General features: G+C 43.9%; 22 protein-coding genes. 16 read left to right on the top strand and 6 right to left on the bottom strand.

Going from position 1 to position 24,693, the window contains the following annotated elements; all coding sequences use genetic code 11:
• Positions 1-198 precede the first annotated feature (198 nt).
• Entirely contained in the window at positions 199-1,164 is a 966-nt protein-coding gene (locus NSQ66_RS26485; protein ID WP_076142233.1) for an MBL fold metallo-hydrolase, read from the top strand.
• Between the two features lie 155 nt (positions 1,165-1,319).
• The gene (locus tag NSQ66_RS26480; protein WP_038573336.1) at positions 1,320-2,945 is read left to right on the top strand and encodes an ATP-binding cassette domain-containing protein; all 1,626 of its coding nucleotides are present in this window, start codon (positions 1,320-1,322) and stop codon (positions 2,943-2,945) included.
• A gap of 324 nt (positions 2,946-3,269) precedes the next feature.
• On the opposite strand, the gene NSQ66_RS26475 is transcribed toward NSQ66_RS26480, so the two are convergent.
• Entirely contained in the window at positions 3,270-3,455 is a 186-nt protein-coding gene (locus NSQ66_RS26475; RefSeq protein ID WP_036680230.1) for a hypothetical protein, read from the bottom strand.
• 133 nt (positions 3,456-3,588) lie between these two features.
• Between NSQ66_RS26475 and NSQ66_RS26470 the strand changes: the two genes are divergently transcribed.
• Both NSQ66_RS26470 and NSQ66_RS26465 read left to right on the top strand, forming a co-directional pair.
• Positions 3,589-4,458, top strand: coding sequence for a cation diffusion facilitator family transporter (locus NSQ66_RS26470; RefSeq protein ID WP_076142232.1), 870 nt, complete (start codon positions 3,589-3,591; stop codon positions 4,456-4,458).
• Positions 4,459-4,661: 203 nt separating this feature from the next.
• The gene (locus NSQ66_RS26465) at positions 4,662-5,753 is read left to right on the top strand and encodes an SH3 domain-containing C40 family peptidase (protein ID WP_076104193.1); all 1,092 of its coding nucleotides are present in this window, start codon (positions 4,662-4,664) and stop codon (positions 5,751-5,753) included.
• A gap of 221 nt (positions 5,754-5,974) precedes the next feature.
• Here the strand turns inward: NSQ66_RS26465 and NSQ66_RS26460 are convergent, their stop codons facing one another.
• On the bottom strand, positions 5,975-6,352 hold the full coding sequence (locus NSQ66_RS26460; RefSeq protein ID WP_076142231.1) for a hypothetical protein: 378 nt from the start codon (positions 6,350-6,352) through the stop codon (positions 5,975-5,977).
• Between the two features lie 223 nt (positions 6,353-6,575).
• Entirely contained in the window at positions 6,576-6,743 is a 168-nt protein-coding gene (locus tag NSQ66_RS26455) for a DUF1328 domain-containing protein (RefSeq protein ID WP_036680225.1), read from the bottom strand.
• Between the two features lie 183 nt (positions 6,744-6,926).
• On the opposite strand from NSQ66_RS26455, the gene NSQ66_RS26450 reads away from it, so the two are divergent.
• From NSQ66_RS26450 to NSQ66_RS26410, 9 genes are all read left to right on the top strand, one after another.
• The gene (locus NSQ66_RS26450; RefSeq protein WP_326058466.1) at positions 6,927-7,439 is read left to right on the top strand and encodes a DUF948 domain-containing protein; all 513 of its coding nucleotides are present in this window, start codon (positions 6,927-6,929) and stop codon (positions 7,437-7,439) included.
• Positions 7,440-7,498: 59 nt separating this feature from the next.
• On the top strand, positions 7,499-8,023 hold the full coding sequence (locus tag NSQ66_RS26445; RefSeq protein WP_076142230.1) for a hypothetical protein: 525 nt from the start codon (positions 7,499-7,501) through the stop codon (positions 8,021-8,023).
• Between the two features lie 237 nt (positions 8,024-8,260).
• Positions 8,261-9,427 carry a fused response regulator/phosphatase gene (locus NSQ66_RS26440; protein WP_038573328.1) on the top strand — a complete coding sequence of 389 codons (1,167 nt, stop codon included), beginning with the start codon at positions 8,261-8,263 and terminating at the stop codon, positions 9,425-9,427.
• A gap of 2 nt (positions 9,428-9,429) precedes the next feature.
• Complete coding sequence (locus NSQ66_RS26435) at positions 9,430-13,098, top strand: response regulator (protein ID WP_036680346.1); 3,669 nt, start codon at positions 9,430-9,432, stop codon at positions 13,096-13,098.
• Positions 13,099-13,177: 79 nt separating this feature from the next.
• Positions 13,178-14,044 (top strand): protein-glutamate O-methyltransferase CheR, encoded by an 867-nt coding sequence (locus NSQ66_RS26430; RefSeq protein WP_051491113.1) that lies wholly within the window; start codon positions 13,178-13,180, stop codon positions 14,042-14,044.
• Between the two features lie 21 nt (positions 14,045-14,065).
• Positions 14,066-15,736, top strand: coding sequence for a response regulator (locus NSQ66_RS26425; protein WP_036680222.1), 1,671 nt, complete (start codon positions 14,066-14,068; stop codon positions 15,734-15,736).
• 96 nt (positions 15,737-15,832) lie between these two features.
• On the top strand, positions 15,833-16,171 hold the full coding sequence (locus NSQ66_RS26420; RefSeq protein ID WP_036680220.1) for an STAS domain-containing protein: 339 nt from the start codon (positions 15,833-15,835) through the stop codon (positions 16,169-16,171).
• A gap of 18 nt (positions 16,172-16,189) precedes the next feature.
• Complete coding sequence (gene rsbW, locus NSQ66_RS26415) at positions 16,190-16,645, top strand: anti-sigma B factor RsbW (RefSeq protein ID WP_036680217.1); 456 nt, start codon at positions 16,190-16,192, stop codon at positions 16,643-16,645.
• The gene (locus NSQ66_RS26410) at positions 16,642-17,412 is read left to right on the top strand and encodes a sigma-70 family RNA polymerase sigma factor (protein WP_036680216.1); all 771 of its coding nucleotides are present in this window, start codon (positions 16,642-16,644) and stop codon (positions 17,410-17,412) included. The genes rsbW and NSQ66_RS26410 overlap by 4 nt, the downstream gene beginning before the upstream one ends.
• Positions 17,413-17,601: 189 nt before the next feature.
• Here the strand turns inward: NSQ66_RS26410 and NSQ66_RS26405 are convergent, their stop codons facing one another.
• From NSQ66_RS26405 to NSQ66_RS26395, 3 genes are all read right to left on the bottom strand, one after another.
• Positions 17,602-17,934, bottom strand: a complete 333-nt coding sequence (locus NSQ66_RS26405; protein ID WP_036680215.1) for a DUF5665 domain-containing protein — start codon at positions 17,932-17,934, stop codon at positions 17,602-17,604.
• Positions 17,935-18,082: 148 nt separating this feature from the next.
• Complete coding sequence (locus NSQ66_RS26400) at positions 18,083-18,580, bottom strand: YtxH domain-containing protein (RefSeq protein ID WP_038573324.1); 498 nt, start codon at positions 18,578-18,580, stop codon at positions 18,083-18,085.
• 253 nt (positions 18,581-18,833) lie between these two features.
• Positions 18,834-20,594 (bottom strand): glycoside hydrolase family 13 protein, encoded by a 1,761-nt coding sequence (locus NSQ66_RS26395; RefSeq protein ID WP_036680341.1) that lies wholly within the window; start codon positions 20,592-20,594, stop codon positions 18,834-18,836.
• Positions 20,595-21,046: 452 nt separating this feature from the next.
• On the opposite strand from NSQ66_RS26395, the gene NSQ66_RS26390 reads away from it, so the two are divergent.
• Genes NSQ66_RS26390 through NSQ66_RS26380 form a run of 3 tightly spaced genes read left to right on the top strand, consistent with a single transcriptional unit; the run spans position 21,047 to position 24,552 of the window.
• Positions 21,047-22,393 (top strand): maltose ABC transporter substrate-binding protein, encoded by a 1,347-nt coding sequence (locus tag NSQ66_RS26390; protein ID WP_076142229.1) that lies wholly within the window; start codon positions 21,047-21,049, stop codon positions 22,391-22,393.
• Between the two features lie 18 nt (positions 22,394-22,411).
• Positions 22,412-23,719: a sugar ABC transporter permease gene (locus NSQ66_RS26385; protein ID WP_076142228.1), complete on the top strand. Its 1,308-nt coding sequence runs from the start codon at positions 22,412-22,414 to the stop codon at positions 23,717-23,719.
• Positions 23,716-24,552 carry a sugar ABC transporter permease gene (locus tag NSQ66_RS26380; RefSeq protein WP_036680210.1) on the top strand — a complete coding sequence of 279 codons (837 nt, stop codon included), beginning with the start codon at positions 23,716-23,718 and terminating at the stop codon, positions 24,550-24,552. Before NSQ66_RS26385 ends, NSQ66_RS26380 begins: the two co-directional genes overlap by 4 nt.
• The last annotated feature ends 141 nt before the right edge of the window (positions 24,553-24,693 follow it).

The following is a 24,693-nucleotide window of genomic DNA, read 5'->3' as shown; positions in this document are numbered from 1 at the left end:
TGCACCGCCATACTTTATACACATATTATCTCATTTCTGGCGTGAAACACAAAAGGGTGCTTAGATATTTTGCGGAAAAAGGGCGCACCCTTACTAAGTAACTTGTATATTTTGCAAAATACTCTGCCGTTCAATATAGTTGTATTATATTCGCTAAAGTAAAGCGTGCTCGGCAAACTTCTAAAGATGAGGTGCTCTATGGTTAAATTTCGCTACAATAACCTCGACAATGTGAGTACCGATAAAACACTTAAAGAGTTTCGGAAGTGGCGGGAGGAACGTCGACGGAAGAAAAAAGATTATTCATATGTAGTGCCAAGTACGCCACCGAGGTTAGCTTATCTGGCTGAGAATCGGCTGGAGACTACCATTACGTGGATTGGGCATTCAACGTTTTTCCTTCAATATGAAGGGATGAATATCATTACTGATCCAATCTGGGCGAGAAGACTGGGCTTTGAGAAAAGATTGGGGCAACCCGGGATTCCGCTCAGCAAAGTGCCTCCCATTGACCTGATTCTGATCTCGCACTCTCATTATGACCACTTGCATATGGCTTCTATCCGTAAATTATATAGAGCAGGGACAACCCTTGTTGTTCCTATAGGCTTGAAACGAAAGATGCTCCGCAAAGGATTTCGCAACTGCATAGAAATGGAATGGTGGCAGGAAAATACGCTGGGTAAAATTAAGCTTACCTTCGTGCCGACTCAGCACTGGACGCGGAGAACGCCTTGGGACACGAACACTTCGCATTGGGGAGGATATATTCTGCAGCCGATCGAATCGGATAGCGACAAGCTGCCCCCAAACCTCTATTTCGCAGGAGATAGCGGTTATTTTCCGGGTTTTAAGGAGATTGGGAGCCGCTATAAGCTTCATGTTGCACTCATGCCGATTGGAGCTTATGAACCCGAGTGGTTCATGACCTCGCAGCATGTAACCCCTGAAGAGGCTATACAAGCATTTGTAGATGTTGGAGCGGAGACCATGATTCCGATGCATTACGGCACCTATAGACTTGCTGATGATACGGCCCGGGAAGCGCTGGATCGGATGGAAAGTGCCCGGCTTAAACAAGGTATTTCTGAAGAAAGAATCCGTACGCTCAGTTATGGTGAAACGCTTGTTATACAACCCGAGAATCGCATAACTGGACAATAATTGAAAAAATTCCTCCTTACTGGCGACCTCTGTACAGCAGCTGGAATAACTTTAGTATTGGAGAGAACAGCTGAAAAGGCTATTTTACGGGCTTTTTGCTCTCTATTTATGCTATAATGAGCCGAAACCCTAAGTGAAAAGGATGGTAATGCGTAATGATTAGCACAAGCGGCGTAACACTCCGCTACGGAAAACGCGCTCTCTTTGAAGATGTAAACATAAAATTCACCCCTGGTAACTGCTACGGTTTGATTGGCGCCAATGGTGCCGGTAAATCAACCTTTCTGAAAATTCTGTCTGGTGAGATCGAAGCAAATACCGGTGAGGTACATGTTACACCAGGCGAACGTCTCGCAGTACTCAAACAGAACCATTTTGAGTATGATGAATTCCCAGTACTTGAGACCGTAATTATGGGTCACACACGCCTTTATGAAATTATGAAAGAAAAGGACACACTTTATGCGAAGTCCGATTTCACAGAAGCGGATGGCCTGCGTGCAGGGGAGCTTGAAGGTGAGTTCGCTGAGCTTAACGGCTGGGATGCTGAGCCAGATGCAGCTGCCATGCTGATTGGTCTCGGAATTATGCGTGAACTGCATGACAAAAAAATGGCCGAACTGAGCGGCAATGAAAAGGTACGGGTACTCTTGGCGCAAGCCTTGTTTGGCCGTCCAAATAACCTGCTGCTAGATGAGCCTACCAACCACTTGGATCTCGAATCTATTGGCTGGTTAGAGAACTTCCTCATGGACTATGAAGGTACTGTTATCGTCGTATCCCATGACCGTCACTTCCTGAATAAAGTATGTACGCATATTGCGGATATTGATTTTGGCAAAATCCAAATGTACGTCGGCAACTACGACTTCTGGTATGAGTCCAGTCAGCTTGCACAAGCTTTGCAGCGTGATTCGAACAAGAAGAAGGAAGATAAAATCAAGGAATTGCAGGCATTTATCCAGCGTTTCTCGGCCAATGCTTCCAAGTCTAAACAAGCGACATCACGTAAGAAACAACTTGAGAAAATTACACTGGACGATATTCGTCCGTCCAACCGTAAATATCCGTTCCTCAACTTCAAACCTGAACGTGAAGCGGGTAAACAATTGCTGACAGTCAGCGGTTTGTCCAAAGCGGTTGAAGGTGAAAAGCTTCTTGATGAAATCAGCTTTGTAGTAAACAAAGGGGATAAGATTGCTTTTGTGGGCCCTTACTCCCAGCCTAAATCACTGCTGTTTGATGTGATCATGGGTGAGCAAGAAGCGGATGCGGGGGAATATACATGGGGAGTAACTACAACTCAAGCGTATTTCCCGAAAGACAACTCCAGCTATTTCGATGGTGTAGAAATGAATCTTGTAGAATGGCTACGCCAGTATTCTAAAGATCAGGACGAAACTTTCCTGCGTGGATTCTTGGGCCGTATGTTGTTCGCCGGAGAAGAAGCACTGAAGAAAGCAAGCGTGCTGTCCGGGGGCGAGAAGGTTCGCTGTATGCTGGCCAAAATGATGCTCAACGGCGCAAACGTGCTTGTGTTCGATGAACCAACCAACCACTTGGATCTGGAATCCATCACGGCACTGAATAACGGGCTGATCGATTTCGATGGCACGATTCTATTCACTTCCCATGACCATCAGTTCATCCAAACCATTGCTAACCGCATCATCGAGATTACACCTACAGGTGTAATTGACCGCTCCATGAGCTACGATGAATATTTGGAGAATCCAGAAATTAAGGAAATGCGCCAGCGCATGTATCCTGTAGAAGTATAATATTTAATTTCCGCTATGCGGAAGGAACCCATGAAGCAGCTACTCTAATCCTTTTAGGATCAGGGTAGCTGTCTTTATAATTTCAATTTTGAAAAGTTATTAACAAGTGGAATTCTACGGGGAGTATACGCGGGCTTCTAAGACGGGAGTCTTTAGCCCTTGAGTTTTCCAAAGCGCATGTTTTCAGCTGGCTAATCGTACAATAAAGAGAATCAGTTATGAATTTGAAGAGTTCTAATCCATCCTATCAGGCAGGATGAACGTATAAACGGCTGCGTTTCCCCGAGGGATTCGCAGCCGTTTATGTTTAAATATAAGTAAATACTAAGATCCGCCAGTACGACGGCGTTGGTTGTTAGGCTTTTTGTTATTTTGGCTTTTTAGCGGTTTGGCGGAACCAGCCTGAAATGTGGATCCAGGTTTGGAGGAAGATTGTTGTTTCTTCTGCTCCAGTTTTTTACGGATAGCTTCCGCTAAGTTGATTTTTCCTTTATCGTTGCTTTCGCTCATTATGATAACCTCCTTCGAAGCAAGTCCTTACACTTTATTCTAATTGTTTTTAAATGCTGCCACAAGGGCAAGAATAATTGAAAGAATTCTTTTCCGTATTTTAAATAATCGGGGAAAAAGAGGGGGAGCCAAGATGACTGATATTTACGAAGATATACGTAAAGGGGAACGAGGAGCTTGGGTTAGCATAGCGGCTTACCTCATCCTATCATCATTCAAGCTGGTTTGCGGTTATTTATTTGCATCTAGCGCACTCGTAGCGGACGGGGTCAACAATTTAACAGATATCGTGGCATCTATAGCTGTGCTGGTGGGTTTACGGATTTCGCGGAAGCCACCTGACTCTGACCACGCTTATGGACATTTCCGCGCAGAGACCGTAGCGGCGTTATTGGCTTCTTTTATCATGGCGGTAGTGGGCATTCAAGTGATTGTAGAGGCGGTGCGGTCCTTTTTCGATCGTACAAAAGAAACGCCACAGCTCTGGTCGGCAGGGGTGGCTATTGTATGTGCAGTAGCTATGATGGGGGTATACATATATAACAAAAGACTGGCCCAACAAATTAACAGTGGGGCACTTATGGCAGCGGCTAAGGATAATTTTTCTGATGCTATGGTCAGTGTTGGAGCCGCAGTTGGGATTGTGGGCGCACAGTTTGGTTTGCCATGGATTGATTCCGCAGCAGCTGTTCTTGTCGGACTCATTATCTCCAAGACCGCTTGGGATATTTTTCGTGATTCGACCTATCGGCTTACGGATGGCTTTGATGAAGATAAATTGATGGATCTACGCAGTACGATTGCTCGAACGCCGGGAGTAGAAGAGATTAAAGATGTGAAGGCACGGGTTCATGGTAATCATGTGCATGTGGATGTTGTAGTGGAGGTGGATGCGAATATTTCTGTGACAGAAGGTCATGAAATAAGTGATTCCATCGAAGAAAGAATGAGCAAAATGCATAATATTATGAATGTGCAGGTGCACGTGGAACCTAAAAAATAAATTAAAAATGCTATATTAAGGAAAAAACACACATATTCAAGGAGAAATCAAGACTTTAGACCTGTATGTTACCATAAAGTGGCATGATTATATGTGAAATTTGGAGCATGTTCCAAATCCCGGGCAAGCCTATAATGAGGGCATAAAGGAATAATGTAGTACAATCCTTTATTGAAATCTCATCATGGAATTTGGGGGAACGTATGATCAAATCACATAAGCAAATTACAGCATCTTTGTTAGTATCTGCTGCAATTGTTGCAGGTTTAGGAGTATCTGCTCCTGGACAAGCAGCGGCAGCCTCAAGTTCATCTAATTCAGTTACAGCAGCTTCAGCCGTTCAAACAGGTGTAATCGAGGCTAGTGTTCGCCTTCGCAGCACTCCTTCTACTGACGGAGAAATAGTGAAGTACTTGCAAAAGGGAGATCAAGTGCAGATCCTTTCGCAGCCTAACAGCTATTGGTATCAAGTAAAAACGGCTGATGGTTCAGTGGGTTATACAAGTGCAGGAGATAAGTATATCAGCGTATCCTCTGCTTCAGTAACGACACCATCGGCACAAACTGGCACCATTAAGTATGGTGTGAATCTTCGGGTTTCACCTTCAACAAGCGGAAAAGTAATGAAGCTTTTGAATAAGGGAGAAAAAGTAGAAGTTCTGGCACAGCCTAACAGTTACTGGTATCAAGTTAAAGCGGCGGATGGTAGCATCGGATATATAAGTTCAAGTGATCAATATAGTACACTTTCAGGAAACGGTGGGGGATCTGGAACGGTAACGCCTACACCAACGCCTACGCCTACGCCTACACCTACACCTACACCTAATCCGCCTATAACAACACCGGGGGCTTCAGCCCAAATCGAACGGGTAATTGCTGCAGGCATGGGATATCTAGGAACGCCTTATGAGTATGGCTCCAGCAGAAATGATACAAGAACCTTTGACTGCTCGGACTTCATCCGGCAAATTTTTATGGATGCTGCGAATCTCAAACTGCCGGCGGATTCCCGTCAACAAGGAGATTGGGTGAAGTCGAATAGTACGATGGTTACGTCTATTTCCAATTTGAAGCGCGGCGACTTAATGTTCTTTATGGATTATAAGGGAAATTCTGCTTCTGCTTATGAGGGAATCGACAAATCTACAGCTAGAATATCGCATGTTGCAATGTATCTAGGAGATGGACAAGTTCTACAAACTTATTCCGTAGCTTCAGGCGGGGTAAGAGTAGATAAACTAAGCGCTTCTTGGATGAATCGTTTTCTCTACGGAGGTTCGGTCATTCGCTAAATATATGAAAAATGCAGGAAGCGACAGCATCGCATGTTTGTGACGGGTGAACGATGGCGGGCGTACGCGCAAGAGGGCTATCCTTTTAGTAGAATTCTCTACTGAGGGGGTAGCTCTTCCTGTTTTATCTGTTCAGAATATGTACTCTCCACATAAAAAAAGGGCAGTACCATCGGCCATTTTTTTGGCTCTTGGGACACCCTTTTTTCGCATATTGATAATTAAGGTAAGATCACGTTGGCTGTTACAGGAACCTTAACCCATGCTTTTCCTAACCAAGTGTAAATTTCTCTCCATTCATTACCCCAAGTGTCCGAAATAACTTCACCTGTTGTATCAAGAGTCTGAACGCCAAGCCAGCCTGCTGGAATTATACCTCCGACGGAAAAGTAGAAAGGTGTTTTCTCGGTCAGCACTATTTGTGGTGTTGCTGGAATCATATCCGCTGGAGTGATAATTGTTTCAAAAGAATTGCTGTAAGTGCTTCCAGTTACGGTTGCAGGATCCGTAGTAGTGTTAGTTACTTCAGCTGCTGAAGCTGTAGCAGCAATGGAAGCCATAAGACCTAAGGCTACTGTAAGGCTGACGATTTTTTTCATGTTTGGTTCCTCCTAGTGGGGGTTGGATGTATTTTTTTCCAAAAGCGCTGTTTGCTAATATGCTAGTAAACGTAAATGATGCGTGATGAACCACCCATTCAACATTTCTTATTTTCTCAAGTGACATCCGTGCAGGAATGACCTATACTTTCTGCATGATGAATAAGATATATGGATAGATATGGGAGGGATACGACAGTCACACCATTAAAATGAGGGGCTACTACATAGATCTACCTCTGCGTCCCGTGAAGAGAGAAATTACAAACAGAACCAGGAAGACGAAGAACAGGATCTTAGCAAGACCAGCGGCGGCGGCTACAAGGTTGAAGAAACCAAAGATTCCGGCGATTACTGCGACTACAAGTAGTATTGCGGACCATTTTAACATTACATATCACCTATCCTTTTTTGATTAATGTAGTCATTGTATAAACGGGGACTTTGATTTTGAAACAAAAGGGAAGAGGGACTCTTGACAAGACTCGACAAGATGTTTCGGCTTATGGGACCAGGGGTAACTATGCAGTATACAAGGCTGATTAGCCGATATTTATGAGATATGGAAGGGGTTATGAATATGATCATTGAACTTAGTGTAGCTCTCGTCGCAATTGCATTCGCAGTACTTGTTTTCTTTTTAATTAAAACCTTAAAGTCGGCAAAGGATTCACTCGACAAAGTCAGCCAAACCTTGGTGGAAGTACAGAAGACGATGGATGAGCTTACTTATGAAGTGAAAACGACGGTCAGACACGCAAATGAAATCACTGCCGATGTACAGCATAAGATTCAAAAGATTGACCCAGTCATCGATTCTGTCAAGAATCTGGGTGATGTCATGAATGAGCTGACCTTAACGGTCAAACAAGTGTCAGTCACAGTGATTGAGAAATATCGTAAATCGCGTGAGCTGAAGGAGAAGAGTAAGGAAGTCTCTATAAAAGAAGCTCCGTTAACTCCTGCTGAAGAACGTACTGTTAACTCCTATGATGCCATTTATGCTGAGAAGTCACCGGGAAAAATAGCTACAGTGCTAAAAGGTGTAGACGTAGCTGCAACTCTTTGGAAGAAATTTCGTCATTAAGCATAAGATAGTAAGGCTTCTGTAATCGGTGGCTGCAGATAAGAAAGGTGGGACACAACATGAACATGATGATCCTTTTATTTGGTCTTCTTTTCCCATACTTTGATGCGTCTCCACAGTTGGTGCCTATCTCTACTTTTATTGAACAACCTAAGTCGGTTCTCGCATTTGAACATGCTTCAGCATCCAGCCCATATATAAATCGCTTTGATTCTCTGCAAGGTGTCGCTTTATACACCACAAAGGAAGAACTGCTTCTGACCAAAGGCAATCCGCTTGCGGTGACAAATGATCCATTGCTAGAGACAGTGGAGTACCACTACGCAGATGTGACAGTGGGTGTGGGCGAGGGTGTTGTACTTTATGTACATGTTGCACCTCCGCAAGCACAGCAGTTCGGTTTACATGTAGATGGCGTAGAAATCGATCCTTTAACAGATAATCTGCAAGATACTTTGGGAAAACCGTATTTTATAGCCGAAGATGGGGATGTATACCTGAGAGGGAATAATGCACTCAAAATATATCGAAATTTGGCGGGTGAATTTGAAGGAATTGATTTATTTGATAGTATTTCTTCCTAATGTGTTTCATATTTGAGCAAATTGGTTAATAAACATAGGCTGTCTTTAGAATAGAGTAACCTCCAGCCCCACTAGGTATAGTGGGGCTGGAGGTTACTTTGCTGAATACGTAAATTGATCCTATGACTATATTTACATATTATGAAAATAGAAATAACACTGTAAAATAGCGTATGATATAGTTAATAGGTTTGCAGAATTTTACGGTCGTAATACTACTCGTGTGAGGTGAAGATGATGAGAATCTTAATCGTGGATGACAATCCGACTAATGTTATCATTATCCGTGAAATCCTGAAAAAAGAAGATTACCGAAATTTCGTAACCGCATCCTCTGCCAAAGAGATGCTGGAACGGCTTGGAATCGGTTCGGGGAGTGAAGATGGACGTCCCCGGATGTCAGATATTGATCTGATTTTACTGGATATGATGATGCCAGAAATGGATGGGATCGAAGCATGTCGTGTTGTGCAGCAATACGAACATCTTAAGGATATTCCAATAATAATGGTTACAGCTGTAGGCGATTCTAAGAAATTGGCCGAAGCGCTGGATGCAGGTGCAGTAGATTATGTTACGAAACCTATTAATAAAGTGGAGCTAATGGCCCGGATTCGGCTTGCTCTGCGGTTGAAACGTGAGAAAGATTGGCATAAGGAACGGGATCAGCGGATTCAGGAGGAATTGAGACTGGCTGCACTCGTGCAGAATGCTGTACTCAGCCTACCCCTGCAGGAAGAGAATTTCGAGGTGCATGCTATCTATCAGCCTTCCTCTGAATTGGCGGGTGATTTATATGCCTGGTATCCCCTTGGGGATGGCCGATATGGCGTAATCCTCCTGGACATTATGGGACACGGTATATCGTCCTCTCTTTTTTGCATGTTCCTTGCGTCAGTATTAAAGGACACGGTAACTACTTATGTAGAGCCGGAAAAGGTAATTCAGGAACTCAATCGAAGGTTTAACCAACTTTATATTGAGAAAAAGCTGATTCAATACTATTTTACGACGATTTATCTTGTGATTGACACTCGTATAAAGCGTATTGACTATGTTAACGCTGGGCATCCACCTGCGCTGTTTTTTGAGGGCACAGCTAAGACTCCGGTCTTGCTGGAAAGTAATTGTCACCCTGTAGGCCTGTTTGAACGGATTGATATTCAGCCTCAGAGCTTGACCTACGAAGATGAAGGGCATTTGGTTCTCTATACAGATGGTCTGCTGGAGCTGGTTGAGGGTGAACAGGAAGAGCAGCTGAAGTTCATGATTAAGCATTTAAATGTTGAGCATGAATGGAAGGAAGAAACTATACGGGCTGCTTTTTTCAATGCTGATGTTCCTAAAGAGCGTGACGATGACAAATGTATAGTGTGGATCTCACTGAAGAAGGGAACAGAATGAGGATGAAAATAAAGGCTAAACTCTTAATTGGTTTTAGTGCGATGCTGGCGATTATGCTGGCACTTACTATGATTGGATACGATCGTTTGGATTATATGAATGGTCAGCTTGAGGGTTACCAGGATAGATATATGAAGGGGCGTTCTTCTTCAGGTATGCGTGGAGAAGTGAATGATATGGCGCGAATATTAACGACGACCATGTTAAGCGCTGATACATCAACGGTAGAATCACAAAAAAAAGAGATTGATAAAAAAATAGCTAAGGCGAATGAGCACTACGACAAAATAAAAGAATCAATGACTAGCGCTGAAGAGATGCAGATCGTTACTCAAATTGATGATTCTTATACGATCTATCTAAATTATCAGGAAAAAATATTGAAGCTGCTATCAGCTGGTTATTTCCAGAATGCCAGCACGTATTCTAACACAGAGGGACAAGCGATTCAGAATGCGGTATTAAACGCTCTGAACAGTCTCTCTGATTATAATGCCTTTATTATGAATGAAGAGAGCGCAAAAGCTAAAGATGCCTATCAAAGCTCTACTCAGATGGTCATCTTGATGATGATTGTGGGTCTACTACTTGGACTTGGAGTTGTTCTATGGATCATTCCAAGCATTACGCGGGGGCTTAACGTCGTTTCGATGATGATTACCAGCTTCGGCAACGGCAGAATTCGGGCTATAAGGCGCATCAAGGTTACTTCTAAAGATGAGATTGGTGAGGTTGCCCTTGTCTTTAAGAAAATGGCTTTAGATCTTGAAGAGAAACAGCAAATGGAACAGGCCTATGCACAGGCACAGAATGATCAATCCTGGCTGAATGCAAATGTTGCTCAGGTGACAGAACTTCTCCGGGGGGTTAGCTCATTGGATCAGGTCTCACAGACCTTTATCAACGAGTTCACCCCTGTGCTGGGAGCCCAGTTTGGGGCAGTATATTTAAAGGATGCTAACCGTCCCGATTTTCTGCGAAGCAGTGGTTATTATGCAGTAGATAGCGATAAGAAACCAAAGGAAGGTTTTGTGATTGGAGAAGGACTCGTAGGACAAAGTGCGCTTGATATGCACCCAATCAGATTGGAGCGGGCTCCTGAAGATTATATCTCCGTGAAATCCGGCTTTGTGGATTCACAGCCAGGATATATTTCCATTCATCCGCTTATTTTTGAAGACGAGCTGCTCGGTGTAGTAGAATTCGCTTCATTCCAGCCATTTAGCAGTCTGAAAAATGATTTGCTGCAACAACTTGCGAATAATTTAAGCATTATTTTCAATAATATTAGTCGTCGTCTGATTGTAGAGAAATTACTGCGTGAGTCACAAGCACTTACGGAAGAACTGCAATGTCAGTCAGAAGAGCTGCAGACTCAGCAAGAAGAACTGCGTCGTTCCAATGAGAACTTGGAAGAGCAGACGGACGCACTTAAGCGTTCAGAAGAACTGCTGCAACGTCAGCAGGAGGAACTGGAACATTACAATACGGAACTCGTCGCCAAGACTCGTGCACTAGAGGAGCAAGTGCAGGAGGTTGAGGAGAAAAAAGATGAAATTGAGCATGCTAAGGTTCAGCTAGAGAAACAGGCTATGCAATTATCCGTGACTAGTAAGTATAAATCGGAATTTATGGCGAACATGTCCCATGAATTGCGGACGCCGCTCAACAGTCTGCTGATCTTGTCCCAGCTGCTTACCGAGAACAAGGATGGTAATTTAACGGAGAAGCAGGTTGAATTTGCCCATACGATTTATATGTCAGGTGCTGACCTGCTTAAGATGATTGATGAAATTTTAGACCTGTCCAAGGTTGATGCAGGAAAAATGGAACTGAATCATGAAGAAATTAAACTGACTGAGCTGAAAAGCTTTGTGAAGCAGAATTTTGCTCCACAGGCGCTCAAAAAAGGACTCTCCTTACGGATAGCCTTTAACGAGCCGCTGCCAGATAGCGTAATTGCCGATAGTCATCGGTTGAAGCAGGTCTTAAGAAATCTGCTTTCCAATGCCTTTAAATTTACAACCGAAGGTTTTATCGAGTTTTCAGTTAGCCCGGCAGATACTAATCTCTTGCCACTAAATCTGCCGAGTGATAATGAATATATTGCTATTGCTGTGAAGGACAGTGGCATTGGTATTCCGGCTGACAAAACAGATATTGTATTCGAAGCCTTCCAGCAAGTAGACGGAACAACCAGCCGTAAATATGGAGGCACGGGCCTGGGATTGTCGATCAGCCGTGAATTGGTTCGTATAATGGGTGGAGCTATTGTGCTCGAATCCCGTGAGGGGCAAGGCAGTACCTTCACTTTGTATTTGCCGGTGAAGGCAAATTACAGTAAACAACCTGCAGAAATAGAAGCTGCTGTGTCCAAAGAGGATTCAACATATGATGAATATATTGGAGACATGCTTCCAACCTTAGTGCCAGCAGCCGTTAACGTACCCCTTCCACAACTGACAATTGAGGATGACCGTGACAATTTGACGGCGAATGACAAAGTCCTGCTTATTATTGAAGATGATGAAAGCTTTGCGAAAATCTTGCTAGACATGGCTCGTGGTCGCAGATTTAAAGGCTTAGTAGCGCTTCAAGGCGATATTGGACTGCAGATGGCAAAAACTTATTTGCCAGATGCGATTATTCTCGATATACAGCTGCCTGTAATGGACGGCTGGACCATTCTTAGAGAGCTGAAAAGTGCATCTCAGACCCGTCACATTCCTGTTCATGTTATCTCAGTGAACGATGAAGTGAAGCAAGGATTGATGATGGGAGCTATGGCGTATCTAAGAAAACCATCTTCAAGAGAAGCATTGGAGCGGGCTTTCTCACAAATTGAGAACTATACGTCCAGCACTGTGAAGTACCTTCTGATTGTAGAAGATGATGAGATTCAACGTCGTTCCATTATGGAATTGATTGGTCATGATGATGTAGCTATTACCGCGGTATCAACCGGCAATGAGGCACTGATGGAGCTGCGTAAGCAGAGATATGATTGTATGGTTCTGGATCTTATGCTTGGGGATATGAACGGCTTTGAACTGCTGGATCAGATTCGTGATGATGAGGAATTAAACGATCTTCCTATTATTATTTATACAGGTAAGGATTTAGATAGCAAAGAAGAGACACAGCTCCGCAAGTATGCTGAATCCATAATTATCAAGGATGTTCGTTCTCCGGAACGACTACTGGATGAGACAACGTTGTTCTTGCACCGGGTAGAAGCTAATCTTCCGGAAGATAAACGTAAAATTTTGCAGAAGCTGCATAACAAGGAAGAGTTATTCGAAGGGAAGAAAATACTGCTCGTCGATGATGATATTCGTAATGTTTTTGCACTCTCTAGTGTACTGGAAGAATACCACATGGAAGTGAAGTTTGCGGAGAACGGACGTGAAGCGCTGGAAATGCTGGTAGAGCAAGAAGATTTTGATCTCGTGCTTATGGATATGATGATGCCGGAAATGGACGGATATGAAGCTATGCGCCGAATCCGTGAAATGCCGCAATATCAGAAACTGCCTATTATTGCGCTTACCGCCAAAGCAATGAAAGAGGATCGCGCCAAATGTATTGAAGCGGGAGCTTCTGATTATATGAAGAAACCGATCGCAACAGGTCAACTTCTTTCGTTAATGCGTGTCTGGTTGTATTCGTAAACTCAAATTTGGGGTAATACCTTTTTAAGAACTAACATGACTAGAATCACGGTGTGTTAATAAGGGAGTCGGGATAACAATGAAAGCGATAGAACACGGATATGAGGAGCAGCCCGTTATGGTAGGAAGTGACGAGTTGGAGCAAATTGAGATCGAGCTGCTCCTTGATGGAGTACACCGTTTATATGGGTATGATTTCCGGAATTATGCGTTGCCTTCTTTGAAGCGGCGTATCTGGCATCATGTGCATGCGGAGAATGTACACAGCATATCCGCGCTGCAAGAAAAGGTGCTGCATGATCGCGCCTGTTTTGAACGATTTGTCTATAGTCTCTCCATTCCGGTTACTGAAATGTTTAGGGACCCGGGGTTATTTTTAACGTTTCGCCAGAAGGTAGTTCCGTTGTTGAGGACTTATCCCTATATTCGTATCTGGCATGCTGGATGCTCCACTGGTGAAGAAGTATACTCTATGGCCATCCTGCTTCATGAAGAAGGGCTTTACGATAAGGCTCGGATTTATGCCACAGATATGAATGAGCGTTCTTTACAGCAGGCTAAAGAAGGCGTCTATGATATTAGCAGAATGAAGCAATACACTAAGAATTATTTGGAGGCGGGAGGTACCCGGGCATTCTCTGAATACTATACAGCGAAGTATAACTCGGTTATTTTACAGCCATATTTACGCAAAAACATTATATTCGCTGAGCATAACTTAGCTACAGATACTTCTTTTAATGAGTTTAATGTTATTTTCTGCCGCAATGTGATGATCTATTTCAATGATGAGCTGCGTGATCATGTACACGGCTTGTTTCATGAAAGTTTAAGTCGTTTTGGAATACTTGTTCTAGGCTCTAAAGAATCCATTCACTTTACGAAGTACAGCGATTGTTATGAGTCTTTGGACAGAGTAGAAAAAATATACCGTAACATAAAATAACGCATGAAGGAGGGTGGTCCTATGGGGTTTCAAGAACCAATTCATATACTACTAGTAGATGACCGTCCTGAAAATCTGCTGGCGCTGGAGGCGGTACTTGAAAGCCAGCATTATGAGCTAGTCAAAGCCACCTCCGGCGAAGAAGCGCTGCGGTGTTTGTTAAGGTATGATTTTGCTGTCATCGTACTGGACGTGCAGATGCCAGGTATGGATGGGATCGAGACCGCAAAGTTGATTAAAGCCAGAGAAAAAACAAAGGAAATTCCGATTATCTTTATCTCTGCGAATAGTAAGGAAGCGGAGCATTTATTCGCGGGCTATTCTGCAGGGGCTATTGATTATATGGTTAAACCCTTCATTCCACAAATTCTGAAGTCTAAGATACAAGGTTTTGTCGAGATGTATATTACGAGCAAAAAACATCAGACTCAGACCATGCTGCTGCAGCAAAAGACGAAAGAGCTGGAAATCATAAATAGTGAGCTCGTAAAGGCTAAGGAAGAGGCGGAGATCGCCTCCAAAGCGAAGTCGGAATTTCTGGCTATGATGAGTCATGAGATTCGTACACCAATGAATGGCGTAGTGGGTATGATTGATTTATTAATGGAGACTGACCTTGCTCCTGAGCAGAAGGAGTATTCCGAGATCATTCGGAAAAGTGCAGACACGTTGATTACGGTTATAAACGATATTCTTGATTTCACCAAAATGGAATCCGGTAAAATGGAAATCGAAGAGCAGCTGTTCGAACTTCGCACATGTATTCAAGAGGTGTTCAGCCTCTTTTCGGTGGAAGCGGGAAAAAAGAACCTGGAGCTCGCTTATTTTATCGATCAGAAGTTGCCTAGACTTTTATATGGAGATATGGCTCGTCTACGCCAAGTATTAATTAATCTGATTGCTAACGCAGTTAAATTTACAAATCAGGGCGGTGTCTATTTAGTCGCTTCCATCAAAGAAACATCTGGGCACAAGGTAGAAGTCGAGTTCACGGTCATGGATACAGGGATTGGTATTTCTCCAGAAAAATGCGACCGATTATTCCAACCGTTCTCACAGCTGGATTCTTCAATGACACGGAAATACGGGGGGACAGGGCTTGGTTTAGCCATATGTAAATCCCTTGTAGGCATGATGGGCGGAGAAATACGGGTAGAATCCATGGAGCAAAAAGGAGCTACCTTTATTTTTACGATTCAAGCATCCGTACCTGGAGAAGATTTGACAGGAGGTTATCAAGAAGAGGAATCGCCTCATCTTCTTCTTAATCAGGAGAGCAGAAGCCGAATTCTTGTTGTAGATGACCATCCTATCAATCAGCGTTTGATGGTTAGCATGCTAGATAAGCTCGGCTATGAAGCTGATATGGCTGAGGACGGGAAACAGGCTGTGCAAATGGCGCTTAAGCAGCCCTATGATTTTATCTTTATGGATCTCCAAATGCCAGTAATGGATGGCCTGGAGGCAACCGCCCAAATCCGTCGGGAAGGCGGTCCGGCGGCTGAGAAGACTATTATTATTGCAATGACTGCGAATGTCATGGATGGCATTCAGAATCGCTGTAAAGCCTCAGGAATGGATGACTATATCAGCAAGCCACTTAAGATGAGCAGTATTAAGCAGATTATCTCTCGGTATTCTAGCAGCGATAATCGGATGGTTGAACCAGATACATCTATTTTTCAGGCGTAACCCAAGATTTACTAGTTTATATTTTAATGTTATTTGTTTCAAAGGTAGGACTATGAGGTTATTAATATAGAAAATATTTATCAGGAGAGATCGTCTATGAACACGCATAAAAGTAATAAGTTTCACGCTAAGACAGAGACAAAAGAAAATGTATGTACGGTTTTCCTGAATGGTGAACTTGATCTATCCGTTGCTTCCGATTTCCGTTTGGTAATGGAGCCGCTTGTAGGTGATACGAAGCATGATTTAGTAATAAATCTTAAAGAATTAAAATACATCGATAGCACGGGTATTGGTATTCTACTTTCGATCCTGAAATCAAGACAAGGTATGGACGTTAAGTTTATGGTTGAGGATGTTCCTCCCCAAATTCAGAAGCTGTTTGACATGACTGGTATTACCAAGTTTTTTGCCTCCCAAGAGAATTCCCACTAGGAAAGGATAGAACAAAGAATGAGTGATGATGTGCAAAAAGTAATTCTTCAGCTGCCGGCTAGCGCAGAGTATGTGGATATTGTTAGGTTAAATTTATATGGTATTGCTTCAAAAATGGGCTTCACCTACGAAGATATTGAAGATATGAAGGTAGCTGTATCAGAGGCGTGTAACAATTCAGTATTGTACGCCTATGGACAACAAGACGGAATGGTTGATGTAATCTTTGAGGTGGGTGAAAGTGCCTTATCCATTACAGTCAAAGACGAGGGGGAGAGCTTTGACGGTTTGGAAGACTCGTCCAGTGAGCGTATGACACTGCATGATAAAGAGTTGAGTGACGTTCAGGTCGGCGGTTTAGGGTTCTACTTAATGCAAGCGTTGATGGATGACGTGAGCGTCGTAAGTGAGGCCGGAAGAGGGACGGTAGTAACTTTGAAGAAGCACCTTAACTTTAGCGAGGAAAAGGTATGAGTGATAAGGTGACTCCCCCCGAGTCCATGAATGAAGCAGTCACCCAAATTTGGGAATATCAGCAGACTAAGGATAATGAACGCGCAACAGTGCTGATACAGAAATATGAGCCTATGGTAAAAATGGCTGCTGGAAAAATTTCTCGCAACCGCCCCGACTTGTATGAGGATTTATATCAGGTCGGGCAAATGGCGCTCATCCGGTTATTACAGCAATATGATATTAGCCTTGGAATCCCTTTTGAGCCCTATGCGATGAAAAGCATGATTGGACATATGAAGAATTTCCTACGTGATAAATCTTGGTACATACAGGTCCCTAGACGGATTAAAGAAAAGGGGGCACTTGTTCAACACGCGATTGACGAACTAACAGTGAAGCTGGAACGTTCGCCTGCGGTGGATGAGATTGCTCATTATCTTGATTTGTCTGTTGAAGAAACTGTAGAAGTACTGGCGGGCAGAGAATGTTATCATTACGTCTCCCTAGACTCGCCCCTTTCTCAAGAGGAGACAGGAGCTACGCTAGGCGAGCTGATCAGCTCTGACGCAAATGATTACGAGACCGTAGAGAAACGTATGGATTTGCAACAAGCACTAGGTCAATTGAAGGAACAGGAGCAGCAGGTGCTGCTGTTAGCGTTCCAAGATGGACAATCCCAGCGGGCGATCGCCCAGAAGCTGGGGGTATCACAGATGAGCGTTTCACGCATACAGAAGCGGGCCACTGAGAAGTTAAAGCAGATTATGGCCAACTCTTCCTATTGAGTTCCTGTATGGGTAGTATACATTTTCGACGATAAGGACATGCCTCTCTCCGCTGACTGGAGACCCGCATGTCCTTTATTTGTATACTATTGTAGACTTATTCCCCCGCTTGTCCGTCCAACCTAGAGGATTAGACGGACAAGCGGGGGAAGCGGTCGATAGTTGGGGAATAGATCGATAGTCTTGCGGTTAGCTATTAGCATCAATGTATTTTTTAATTTCGCCAAGATACTCTCCGATTACTGGAACATTAAGAAAAAGACTAAGAATGTAGCCTAATAAACCAAGGACTACAAATGTTCCGAGAGATAGTCCAAGTCCCCGAGATATACCGGCCATCAGGTTTGTGATGATTCTTTTTTTCGGATCTGAATAGTTGTCGAGAATGTCCTTGAATTCTGATTTTTCCAGTGAGTGAGCGATCTTATCAAGACGACTGTTTAAGCGTTTCACTTCATGTCGCAACTCGAAAGGATGTTCATCAATTTCATAAGGTTTTGTTTGGTTATTTGAATCTGCCATGCGCCATCCCTGCTTTCTATAGCCCGAACGGGCATTAATTAAATGTCTAGTTGTATCTGCTGATGTGAATAAAGGTATAACTAAACAACAGCCAGCTGCGGTCAGCTGGCTGTTGTTTGTTAAAGTGATAGCTGTATGATGCCGCAGATTAGTAATTGGATTTATAGGAGGATTTTACATCCTCTTTCGCATCCTTAGCCTGATTGGCAACCTCTTTAGAGGATGCTTTGGCTTCATCAGCTACGTCTTTAGAGGCGTCTTTAACATCCGAGCTTACATTGCTTGAGGCTTCACTTACAGTGTCACCAATTTTACTTCCAGCCTCTTGAAGAGTGGCGGCAATCTGTTGTTTGCTGTCACTGACAGTGGTATAGATATCAGAGGCTTTATCTGATACCGTACTAGCCAAATCGGTTGCTTTTTCGCCAACTGTTGTCGCAATAGCTTTGGTTTTGTCAGTTACGGCACCAGCAACTTCTTTGGTCTTGTCTGTAGCTAGAGAAAGTTTATCTGACAGATCACTGCGCATTTCACGGCCAGGCTTTGGTGCAAATAGCAAGGCTGCTGCGGCACCAATTAAGCTACCGATAAAGATACCTTTTAATAAGCTGCTTCCGTTCTCTACTTCATGTTCTACGTTACTCATCACCAATCACTCCTTATAATTTATCTTACTTCGTATATAAACTTTGGCGTATGGGCTGAAACAGTTGAAGAGCAAGGGGGAGATTACGGGAGGTTAAGGGAGGATACGGTAACCTAGATGGCTTTAGGTCATATAAACCGCGTTTTTGAGGCTTTATCAACATTTGTTTATGCGCAAAAAGAAGGGCGAAGACAGGCTGTGATATGCAGCATATGTCTCCATCCTTCTACGATTGAATTTAGAATGTTACGGATTAATCATTAACGGCTTGGAGTACCGCATAGCCGAATTCAGGCAGATTCAGATGCAGCTGGGATGTGGAGGATTCAGTCCGCTTCTGCGTCTTTAGGTTTACCCATATCATGTCTGCCCCGGTTACAGGAATGATGACATCGGCCATAACATCTTCATTATTCAATACGATTATGAATCGGCTTTGTTTGTCCCACCGCTCATATACAAGCAGCTTTGGATAACCCGGAATCTCCAGCGCTTTAAATCCACTGCTCCGGAATGCGGGATGAGATTTACGAAGGCTGATCGTCCAGCGATAGTATTCGAGCAATTCTTGATTCTGTTTCTGGGAGTCCCACTCCATGCATTTTCGGTTGTCCGGGTCGTATCCGCCATCCATGCCGATTTCATCGCCATAATAAATACAGGGTGCTCCCTGAAAGGTCATCTGGAACAAAACGGCCAGCTTTAACTTCCTGATGTCACCGCCACAAAGTGTCAGGAAACGAACTGTATCATGGCTGTCTAGCAGATTAAAGGCGGCTTCCGTAATTTGTTGCGGATAATTCGCTAGCATAGTAGCAACCGACTGAGAGAATTGTGCAGCATTGATCTGTCCGTGGGCGAAAAAATTAATTTGAATATTCGTTAGCGGGTAATTCATAACGGCGTCAAACTGATCGCCAAGCAGCCACGGCAAGGAATCATGCATGATTTCTCCTACGAGATAGGCCTCTGGATTAACGCTTTTGATCGTACTGCGGAATTGCCGCCAGAACGAATGGGAGACTTCATTTGCGACATCAAGCCGCCAGCCGTCTATACCGATTTCCTCGATCCAATAGCGGCCTGCATTCAGTAGATATTCTATGACTTCAGGATTCTCAGTGTTGAATTTAGGCATGATAGGCTCGAATGCAAATGTGTCATAGGTGGGAATTCCGTCGATGACCTGTGGCGGCCACTCGCGTACATGGAACCAATCGGCATAACGCGAAGATTGCCCGTTCGCGAGCAGATCAACAAATGGCGGGAAGGTATGGCCGCAATGATTAAAGACACCGTCCAGGATGACACGGATGCCTTTGGAATGACAGGAGTCCACAAACTCTTTCAGCAATGTGTTGCTGCCAAAATGAGGATCGACCAAGTAATAATCTTCTGTATCGTATTTATGATTGGTGGTTGCCGCAAATAGAGGATTAAAATATATAGCATTGATGCCCAATTCACAGAGATAATCCAAATGATCTAGTACACCCTGCAAGTCTCCTCCGAAGAAATTCCGAGGACTCGGTGTGCCGCCCCATTCGAGTACATCTGTCGGATCGTTGGTGGGATCACCATTCGCGAAACGCTCCGGGAATATTTGATAAAATACTGCATCTTTCACCCAAGATGGAGGGGAGTGCACATCTTCACGATTCAAAAATGGAAAGTCGAACAGACCCTCATATACAACAGCAGGTGGCTCTGGATAAAATCCTTTTTCCAAAAAATAAAGGACTTCGTCTTTGTTATAAAGCGCAAAGTAATACGCGAGTCTGCGGTAAACAGGACGGACGGAGGCTTGCCAGTAATCGAACAAGCCGTCAGAAGCGAGGCGCTGCATTGGAATGACCTCATGCGTTTTGTCCCAGCCAAATTTATCTCCACAGAAAAGGTCGATCTGTGATACGTTGTCCCGCTTAGTTCTTAGGCGAATATGAAGTGTAGACTCATCGTAGGCATATGACCAATTTTGTCCCATACGGTGATAAACGGCTTCCGGTTGAATCATACTCATTTTCCATCCCTTCGGGCATGTAAACGCAAAAAAGGGCCAACCTCATGATTTTCAGAGGTTGAACCCTTGGCGGTTTCATTGCCTTTAAATTTGTCTGCATCTTACCATAACCCTCAAGAGCAAAGCAAGAGGTTATTTCACAAGAATTTACAATATGGAATATTTAGTATATGGTAGGAATAAAGAGAAAATAAGAGAAAAGATAAGATAAACTTTGTTAAACCGTCTTGTTTGGACTTATACCCTGATTGCAATCAAAATTATGGATATTATAGAATGAGGGCGAACGAACTTGATTTTTCATAACACGCATTCAAATTAAAGGCACTGTTACCTGCAAAGGTACAACCTCGGCACTTTGTGCAAATGAGGTTGTACCTTTTTTATATGCTTTTTTTCAATGCGGGTTAGGTTTAATCACTCATGATCGAAGGGGAGATGAGCAAATGAAGAAGAGTAAACGTTCCAAAATGCAAGCGGTAACATTTAGTTTAGTCCTATGCCTGCTGTTAACTTTGACGGTCACCGCATGCGGTTCTGGCAATGGGAACTCCGCATCAAAGCCGAATTCGAGTCCGAATTCCGCAGTGAACGAGCCGGGGGGAACCACAAATGAGACAAATACCGAAGAGAAAACCACTGATGAGGAAATGAAGCCAGAAGCAGGGGCCAAACTTATGGTCTGGGAAGCCAAGGAGCAGCTTGAATACATGAAGCAGGTAGCTGCTGATTTCGAAAAAGAATATGGTGTTCCCGTCACGGTTGAGGAAATGGCGGGTGGCGATCAAGGCGCAAGACTGGCGACGGATGGTCCGTCTAAACTTGCTGCAGATGTGTTGACTCTGCCCCATGACCAGATCGGGCAAGCCGTAAAAGCAGGGCTGCTTTTGCCAAACGATGTTTTTGAGGAAGAAACCAAATCAACGATGGTGGCAACAGCCGTTCAGGCATCGTCTTATGATGGCATTCTTTACGGTTATCCTAAATCGGTGGAAACCTATGCGCTGTTCTACAACAAGGACCTGATTCCTGACGCTCCTAAAACGTGGGATGATGTGATTGCTTTTGCAGATACGTACAACAATCCGAAGGAAAACAAATTCGCAATCATGTGGGAATTCGTCGGATATTACAGCTATCCGTTTATTGGCAGCTTCGGCGGATATATTTACGGAGACAACAATACGAATTTCAAGGATATTGGATTGAACAATGAGGGCACTATCAAAGGATTTACGTTTCTGCAGAGCCTCAAAAAAATTCTGCCTTTGAATGCAGGAGATATCACTTATGACGTGAAAACCCAATTATTCCAAGAAGGTAAGCTGGCGATGAATATCGATGGGCCATGGTCCATAGCGGCGTTTAAGGAAAATGTTAACCTGGGTGTGGCTCCTCTTCCAAAGGGACCTGACGGTCAAGACAGTCTTTCTTTCTCCGGTGTCAAATCGTATTATGTTAACTCATATACGGAATATCCGGTCGCAGGCCGTTTGTTCGCACATTTTGCAAGCAACAAGGAGAACCAGCTTAAGAACTTTGAGATGACGGGAGCGATTCCTGCGAGTATAGAGGCTGGAGAAGCGCCGGAAATCAAAGATGACCCTATTATTGGCGGATTCTTCGAGCAATTCCAAAATTCCGTTCCAATGCCTTCCGTTTCAGAAATCAAATCCGTCTGGGAACCCCTAAAAGCAGCGTTTGTGTCCCTGTGGAACGACTCGAATCTTGATGTTAAACAGACGCTGGATCAGACTGTAACCACGATTCAGGCCGATCTGGAGTCGAAGTAAAGGGCAGGTGATTTAACCATGAGGAAAAAAACAGGCGCAGCGCTACTCTCGGCTATTATTCCGGGACTGGGCCAGTTCTACAACCGGCAGTGGCTGAAAGGATTGGTATTCCTGCTGGTGGGGTCTGCTGGAATTTACTATATTGCTAATGATCTGATGGGACATTTGCATGGCTTAATTACGCTTGGGGAATTTCCAAGCCGTATGGTCAAGGTAGGCAAATTAACCCGGATGGTGGAAGGCGACCACTCCATTTTTATGATGATCAATGGTCTAATGGCATTGCTGGCGCTGCTCTTTTATACAGCTTTTCATTTACTGAACATCAGAGATGCATTCCTAGTTGGAGCTGCACGGGACCGGAAAGAGCCCATTCATTCATTCGCTGAATCGCTCAGAGCTATGGGGCGGAGGAATTTTGCCTATCTTGTCCTCGCGATTCCCTTTGTGGCCGTGGTTTTTCTGACGATATTACCACTTGTTTTTTCGGTGCTACTGGCGTTTACGAACTATGCCGACCCGATTTTACCGCCAGCACATCTGGTAGACTGGGTGGGTTTCGGTAATTTTAATAAAATGCTTAGTCTGGATGTCTGGAGTTCCACCTTCGGTGGAGTGCTGACTTGGACCTTGATCTGGGCGGTTATTGCTACTGCGACGACTTACATTGGAGGTGTGCTCATTGCAGTACTTATTCACCAGCCCCGTGTCCGCTGCAAAAAGCTTTGGCGCACACTTCTGATCGTTCCGTTCGCTATTCCCAATATGATTTCTCTGCTCGTCATGCGCAATATGTTCAATAATCAATTTGGACCGATCAATAGTTATTTAAGAGCCTTGGGATTGGAGGGGGTGGCCTGGCTAACCAATCCTTTCTGGGCTAAGGTCACTGTAATTCTGGCTAATATGTGGATCGGTATTCCGGTGACCATGATTCTGGCCTTCGGGGTGCTGACAACAATTCCGAGGGATATGTATGAAGCGGCAGAAGTAGACGGTGCTGGGTCATTTTATAAATTCCGCATGATTACGCTGCCCATGGTATTGTTCGCAACCGCACCTATCCTGATTATGCAGTTTGCCGGCAATATTAACAGCTTTAATGTCATTTATCTAATGACTAACGGAGAACCGGTTAATCCCAACTACCAGTACGCGGGCCACACTGACTTGCTGGTGACTTGGCTTTATAAACTGGCGCTGAACCAGTCGCAGTATAGCTTTGCTTCTGTCATCGGGATTGTCATCTTCCTGATGGTCGCGACATTCTCCATCTGGAGCTACCGGCGGACGCGGTCCTTTAAAGAGGAGGATATGATTGCATGAAGCTAAGACTGACGGAAGCGTTAAAAACGTTTGGAAGCCATTTATTGCTGATTGTGCTCAGTTTTATTAGTCTTTTCCCAGCCTTCTGGATTATTATGTCTTCGTTCAAAACAGGAAACAGTTTGTTCAGTGACTCATTGATTCCTAAGAATTTTACCTTTGTTCATTACAAGGAACTGTTTGAGCAAACTAAATATTTGTTATGGTTCATGAATACGCTAAAGATTGCGGCGTTGTCTACGCTGCTCGGCACCTTTTTGCTGCTGCTGACTTCGTACGCCATTTCTCGTTATCGATTTACGGGCAGAAAAACTACACTAACCGCGCTCCTGGTTCTGCAGATGTTTCCGGGATTTATGGCTATGATTGCAGTTTACGTGCTGCTGAACACACTTGGGCTACTGAATTCTCATTGGGCACTTGTGCTCGTATACAGCAGCGGCGCTATTATCACGAATGTTTTTGTGGCTAAAGGTTTTTTTGATACGATTCCTAAAAGCTTGGAAGATGCTGCGCGAATGGATGGGGCGAGCCATATGAAAGTATTCCTTTCTATTATGATCCCGTTATCTAAGCCGATGCTCACCTATGCCAGCCTTATGATTTTCAACGGCTGCTTTGTGGATTTTATATTCGCCGACCTTGTATTGCGCACGGAGGATACAAGAACGCTCGCCGTTGGGCTTTACCGGATGGTGAACCAGAGCAACTCAACCGAGTTTACGTTGTTCGCTGCCGGAGCGGTATTGGTCGCTCTCCCAGTCACGCTGCTGTTCATTTTCCTACAGCGTTTCTTGGTGGATGGCCTTACCGCAGGTGCAAGCAAAGGATAAGGCGAACTGCGCTACCCTTGTGAAGCTACGCTGAATTCGATAAAAACCGCTTTCTACTCAGAGATCAAGGTTCTGAGAAGGAAGCGGTTTTTTATATTTTATCCGGTTTCTATAATCTTCTTGGTGTGGACAGGATTGAAG

The sequence above is a fragment of the Paenibacillus sp. FSL H3-0329 genome, assembly GCF_037963285.1.
GTDB lineage: Bacteria > Bacillota > Bacilli > Paenibacillales > Paenibacillaceae > Paenibacillus_AQ > Paenibacillus_AQ odorifer.
Note: the sequence above shows the minus strand (reverse complement) of the source record. Positions and strands in the feature narration are given on the sequence as shown.

Excerpts from the sequence above, each read along its gene's own strand:
- NSQ66_RS26425 (WP_036680222.1), top strand. The coding sequence starts at position 14,066 with ATGGGGTTTCAAGAACCAATTCATATACTACTAGTAGATGACCGTCCT.
- NSQ66_RS26445 (WP_076142230.1), top strand. The coding sequence starts at position 7,499 with ATGAACATGATGATCCTTTTATTTGGTCTTCTTTTCCCATACTTTGAT.
- NSQ66_RS26450 (WP_326058466.1), top strand. The coding sequence starts at position 6,927 with ATGAATATGATCATTGAACTTAGTGTAGCTCTCGTCGCAATTGCATTC.
- NSQ66_RS26470 (WP_076142232.1), top strand. The coding sequence starts at position 3,589 with ATGACTGATATTTACGAAGATATACGTAAAGGGGAACGAGGAGCTTGG.
- NSQ66_RS26430 (WP_051491113.1), top strand. The coding sequence starts at position 13,178 with ATGAAAGCGATAGAACACGGATATGAGGAGCAGCCCGTTATGGTAGGA.
- NSQ66_RS26460 (WP_076142231.1), bottom strand. The coding sequence starts at position 6,352 with ATGAAAAAAATCGTCAGCCTTACAGTAGCCTTAGGTCTTATGGCTTCC.
- NSQ66_RS26455 (WP_036680225.1), bottom strand. The coding sequence starts at position 6,743 with ATGTTAAAATGGTCCGCAATACTACTTGTAGTCGCAGTAATCGCCGGA.
- NSQ66_RS26465 (WP_076104193.1), top strand. The coding sequence starts at position 4,662 with ATGATCAAATCACATAAGCAAATTACAGCATCTTTGTTAGTATCTGCT.
- NSQ66_RS26380 (WP_036680210.1), top strand. The coding sequence starts at position 23,716 with ATGAAGCTAAGACTGACGGAAGCGTTAAAAACGTTTGGAAGCCATTTA.
- NSQ66_RS26435 (WP_036680346.1), top strand. The coding sequence starts at position 9,430 with ATGAAAATAAAGGCTAAACTCTTAATTGGTTTTAGTGCGATGCTGGCG.
- NSQ66_RS26390 (WP_076142229.1), top strand. The coding sequence starts at position 21,047 with ATGAAGAAGAGTAAACGTTCCAAAATGCAAGCGGTAACATTTAGTTTA.
- NSQ66_RS26405 (WP_036680215.1), bottom strand. The coding sequence starts at position 17,934 with ATGGCAGATTCAAATAACCAAACAAAACCTTATGAAATTGATGAACAT.
- NSQ66_RS26420 (WP_036680220.1), top strand. The coding sequence starts at position 15,833 with ATGAACACGCATAAAAGTAATAAGTTTCACGCTAAGACAGAGACAAAA.
- NSQ66_RS26385 (WP_076142228.1), top strand. The coding sequence starts at position 22,412 with ATGAGGAAAAAAACAGGCGCAGCGCTACTCTCGGCTATTATTCCGGGA.
- NSQ66_RS26395 (WP_036680341.1), bottom strand. The coding sequence starts at position 20,594 with ATGATTCAACCGGAAGCCGTTTATCACCGTATGGGACAAAATTGGTCA.
- NSQ66_RS26480 (WP_038573336.1), top strand. The coding sequence starts at position 1,320 with ATGATTAGCACAAGCGGCGTAACACTCCGCTACGGAAAACGCGCTCTC.
- NSQ66_RS26440 (WP_038573328.1), top strand. The coding sequence starts at position 8,261 with ATGAGAATCTTAATCGTGGATGACAATCCGACTAATGTTATCATTATC.
- NSQ66_RS26485 (WP_076142233.1), top strand. The coding sequence starts at position 199 with ATGGTTAAATTTCGCTACAATAACCTCGACAATGTGAGTACCGATAAA.
- NSQ66_RS26410 (WP_036680216.1), top strand. The coding sequence starts at position 16,642 with ATGAGTGATAAGGTGACTCCCCCCGAGTCCATGAATGAAGCAGTCACC.
- NSQ66_RS26400 (WP_038573324.1), bottom strand. The coding sequence starts at position 18,580 with ATGAGTAACGTAGAACATGAAGTAGAGAACGGAAGCAGCTTATTAAAA.
- rsbW (WP_036680217.1), top strand. The coding sequence starts at position 16,190 with ATGAGTGATGATGTGCAAAAAGTAATTCTTCAGCTGCCGGCTAGCGCA.
- NSQ66_RS26475 (WP_036680230.1), bottom strand. The coding sequence starts at position 3,455 with ATGAGCGAAAGCAACGATAAAGGAAAAATCAACTTAGCGGAAGCTATC.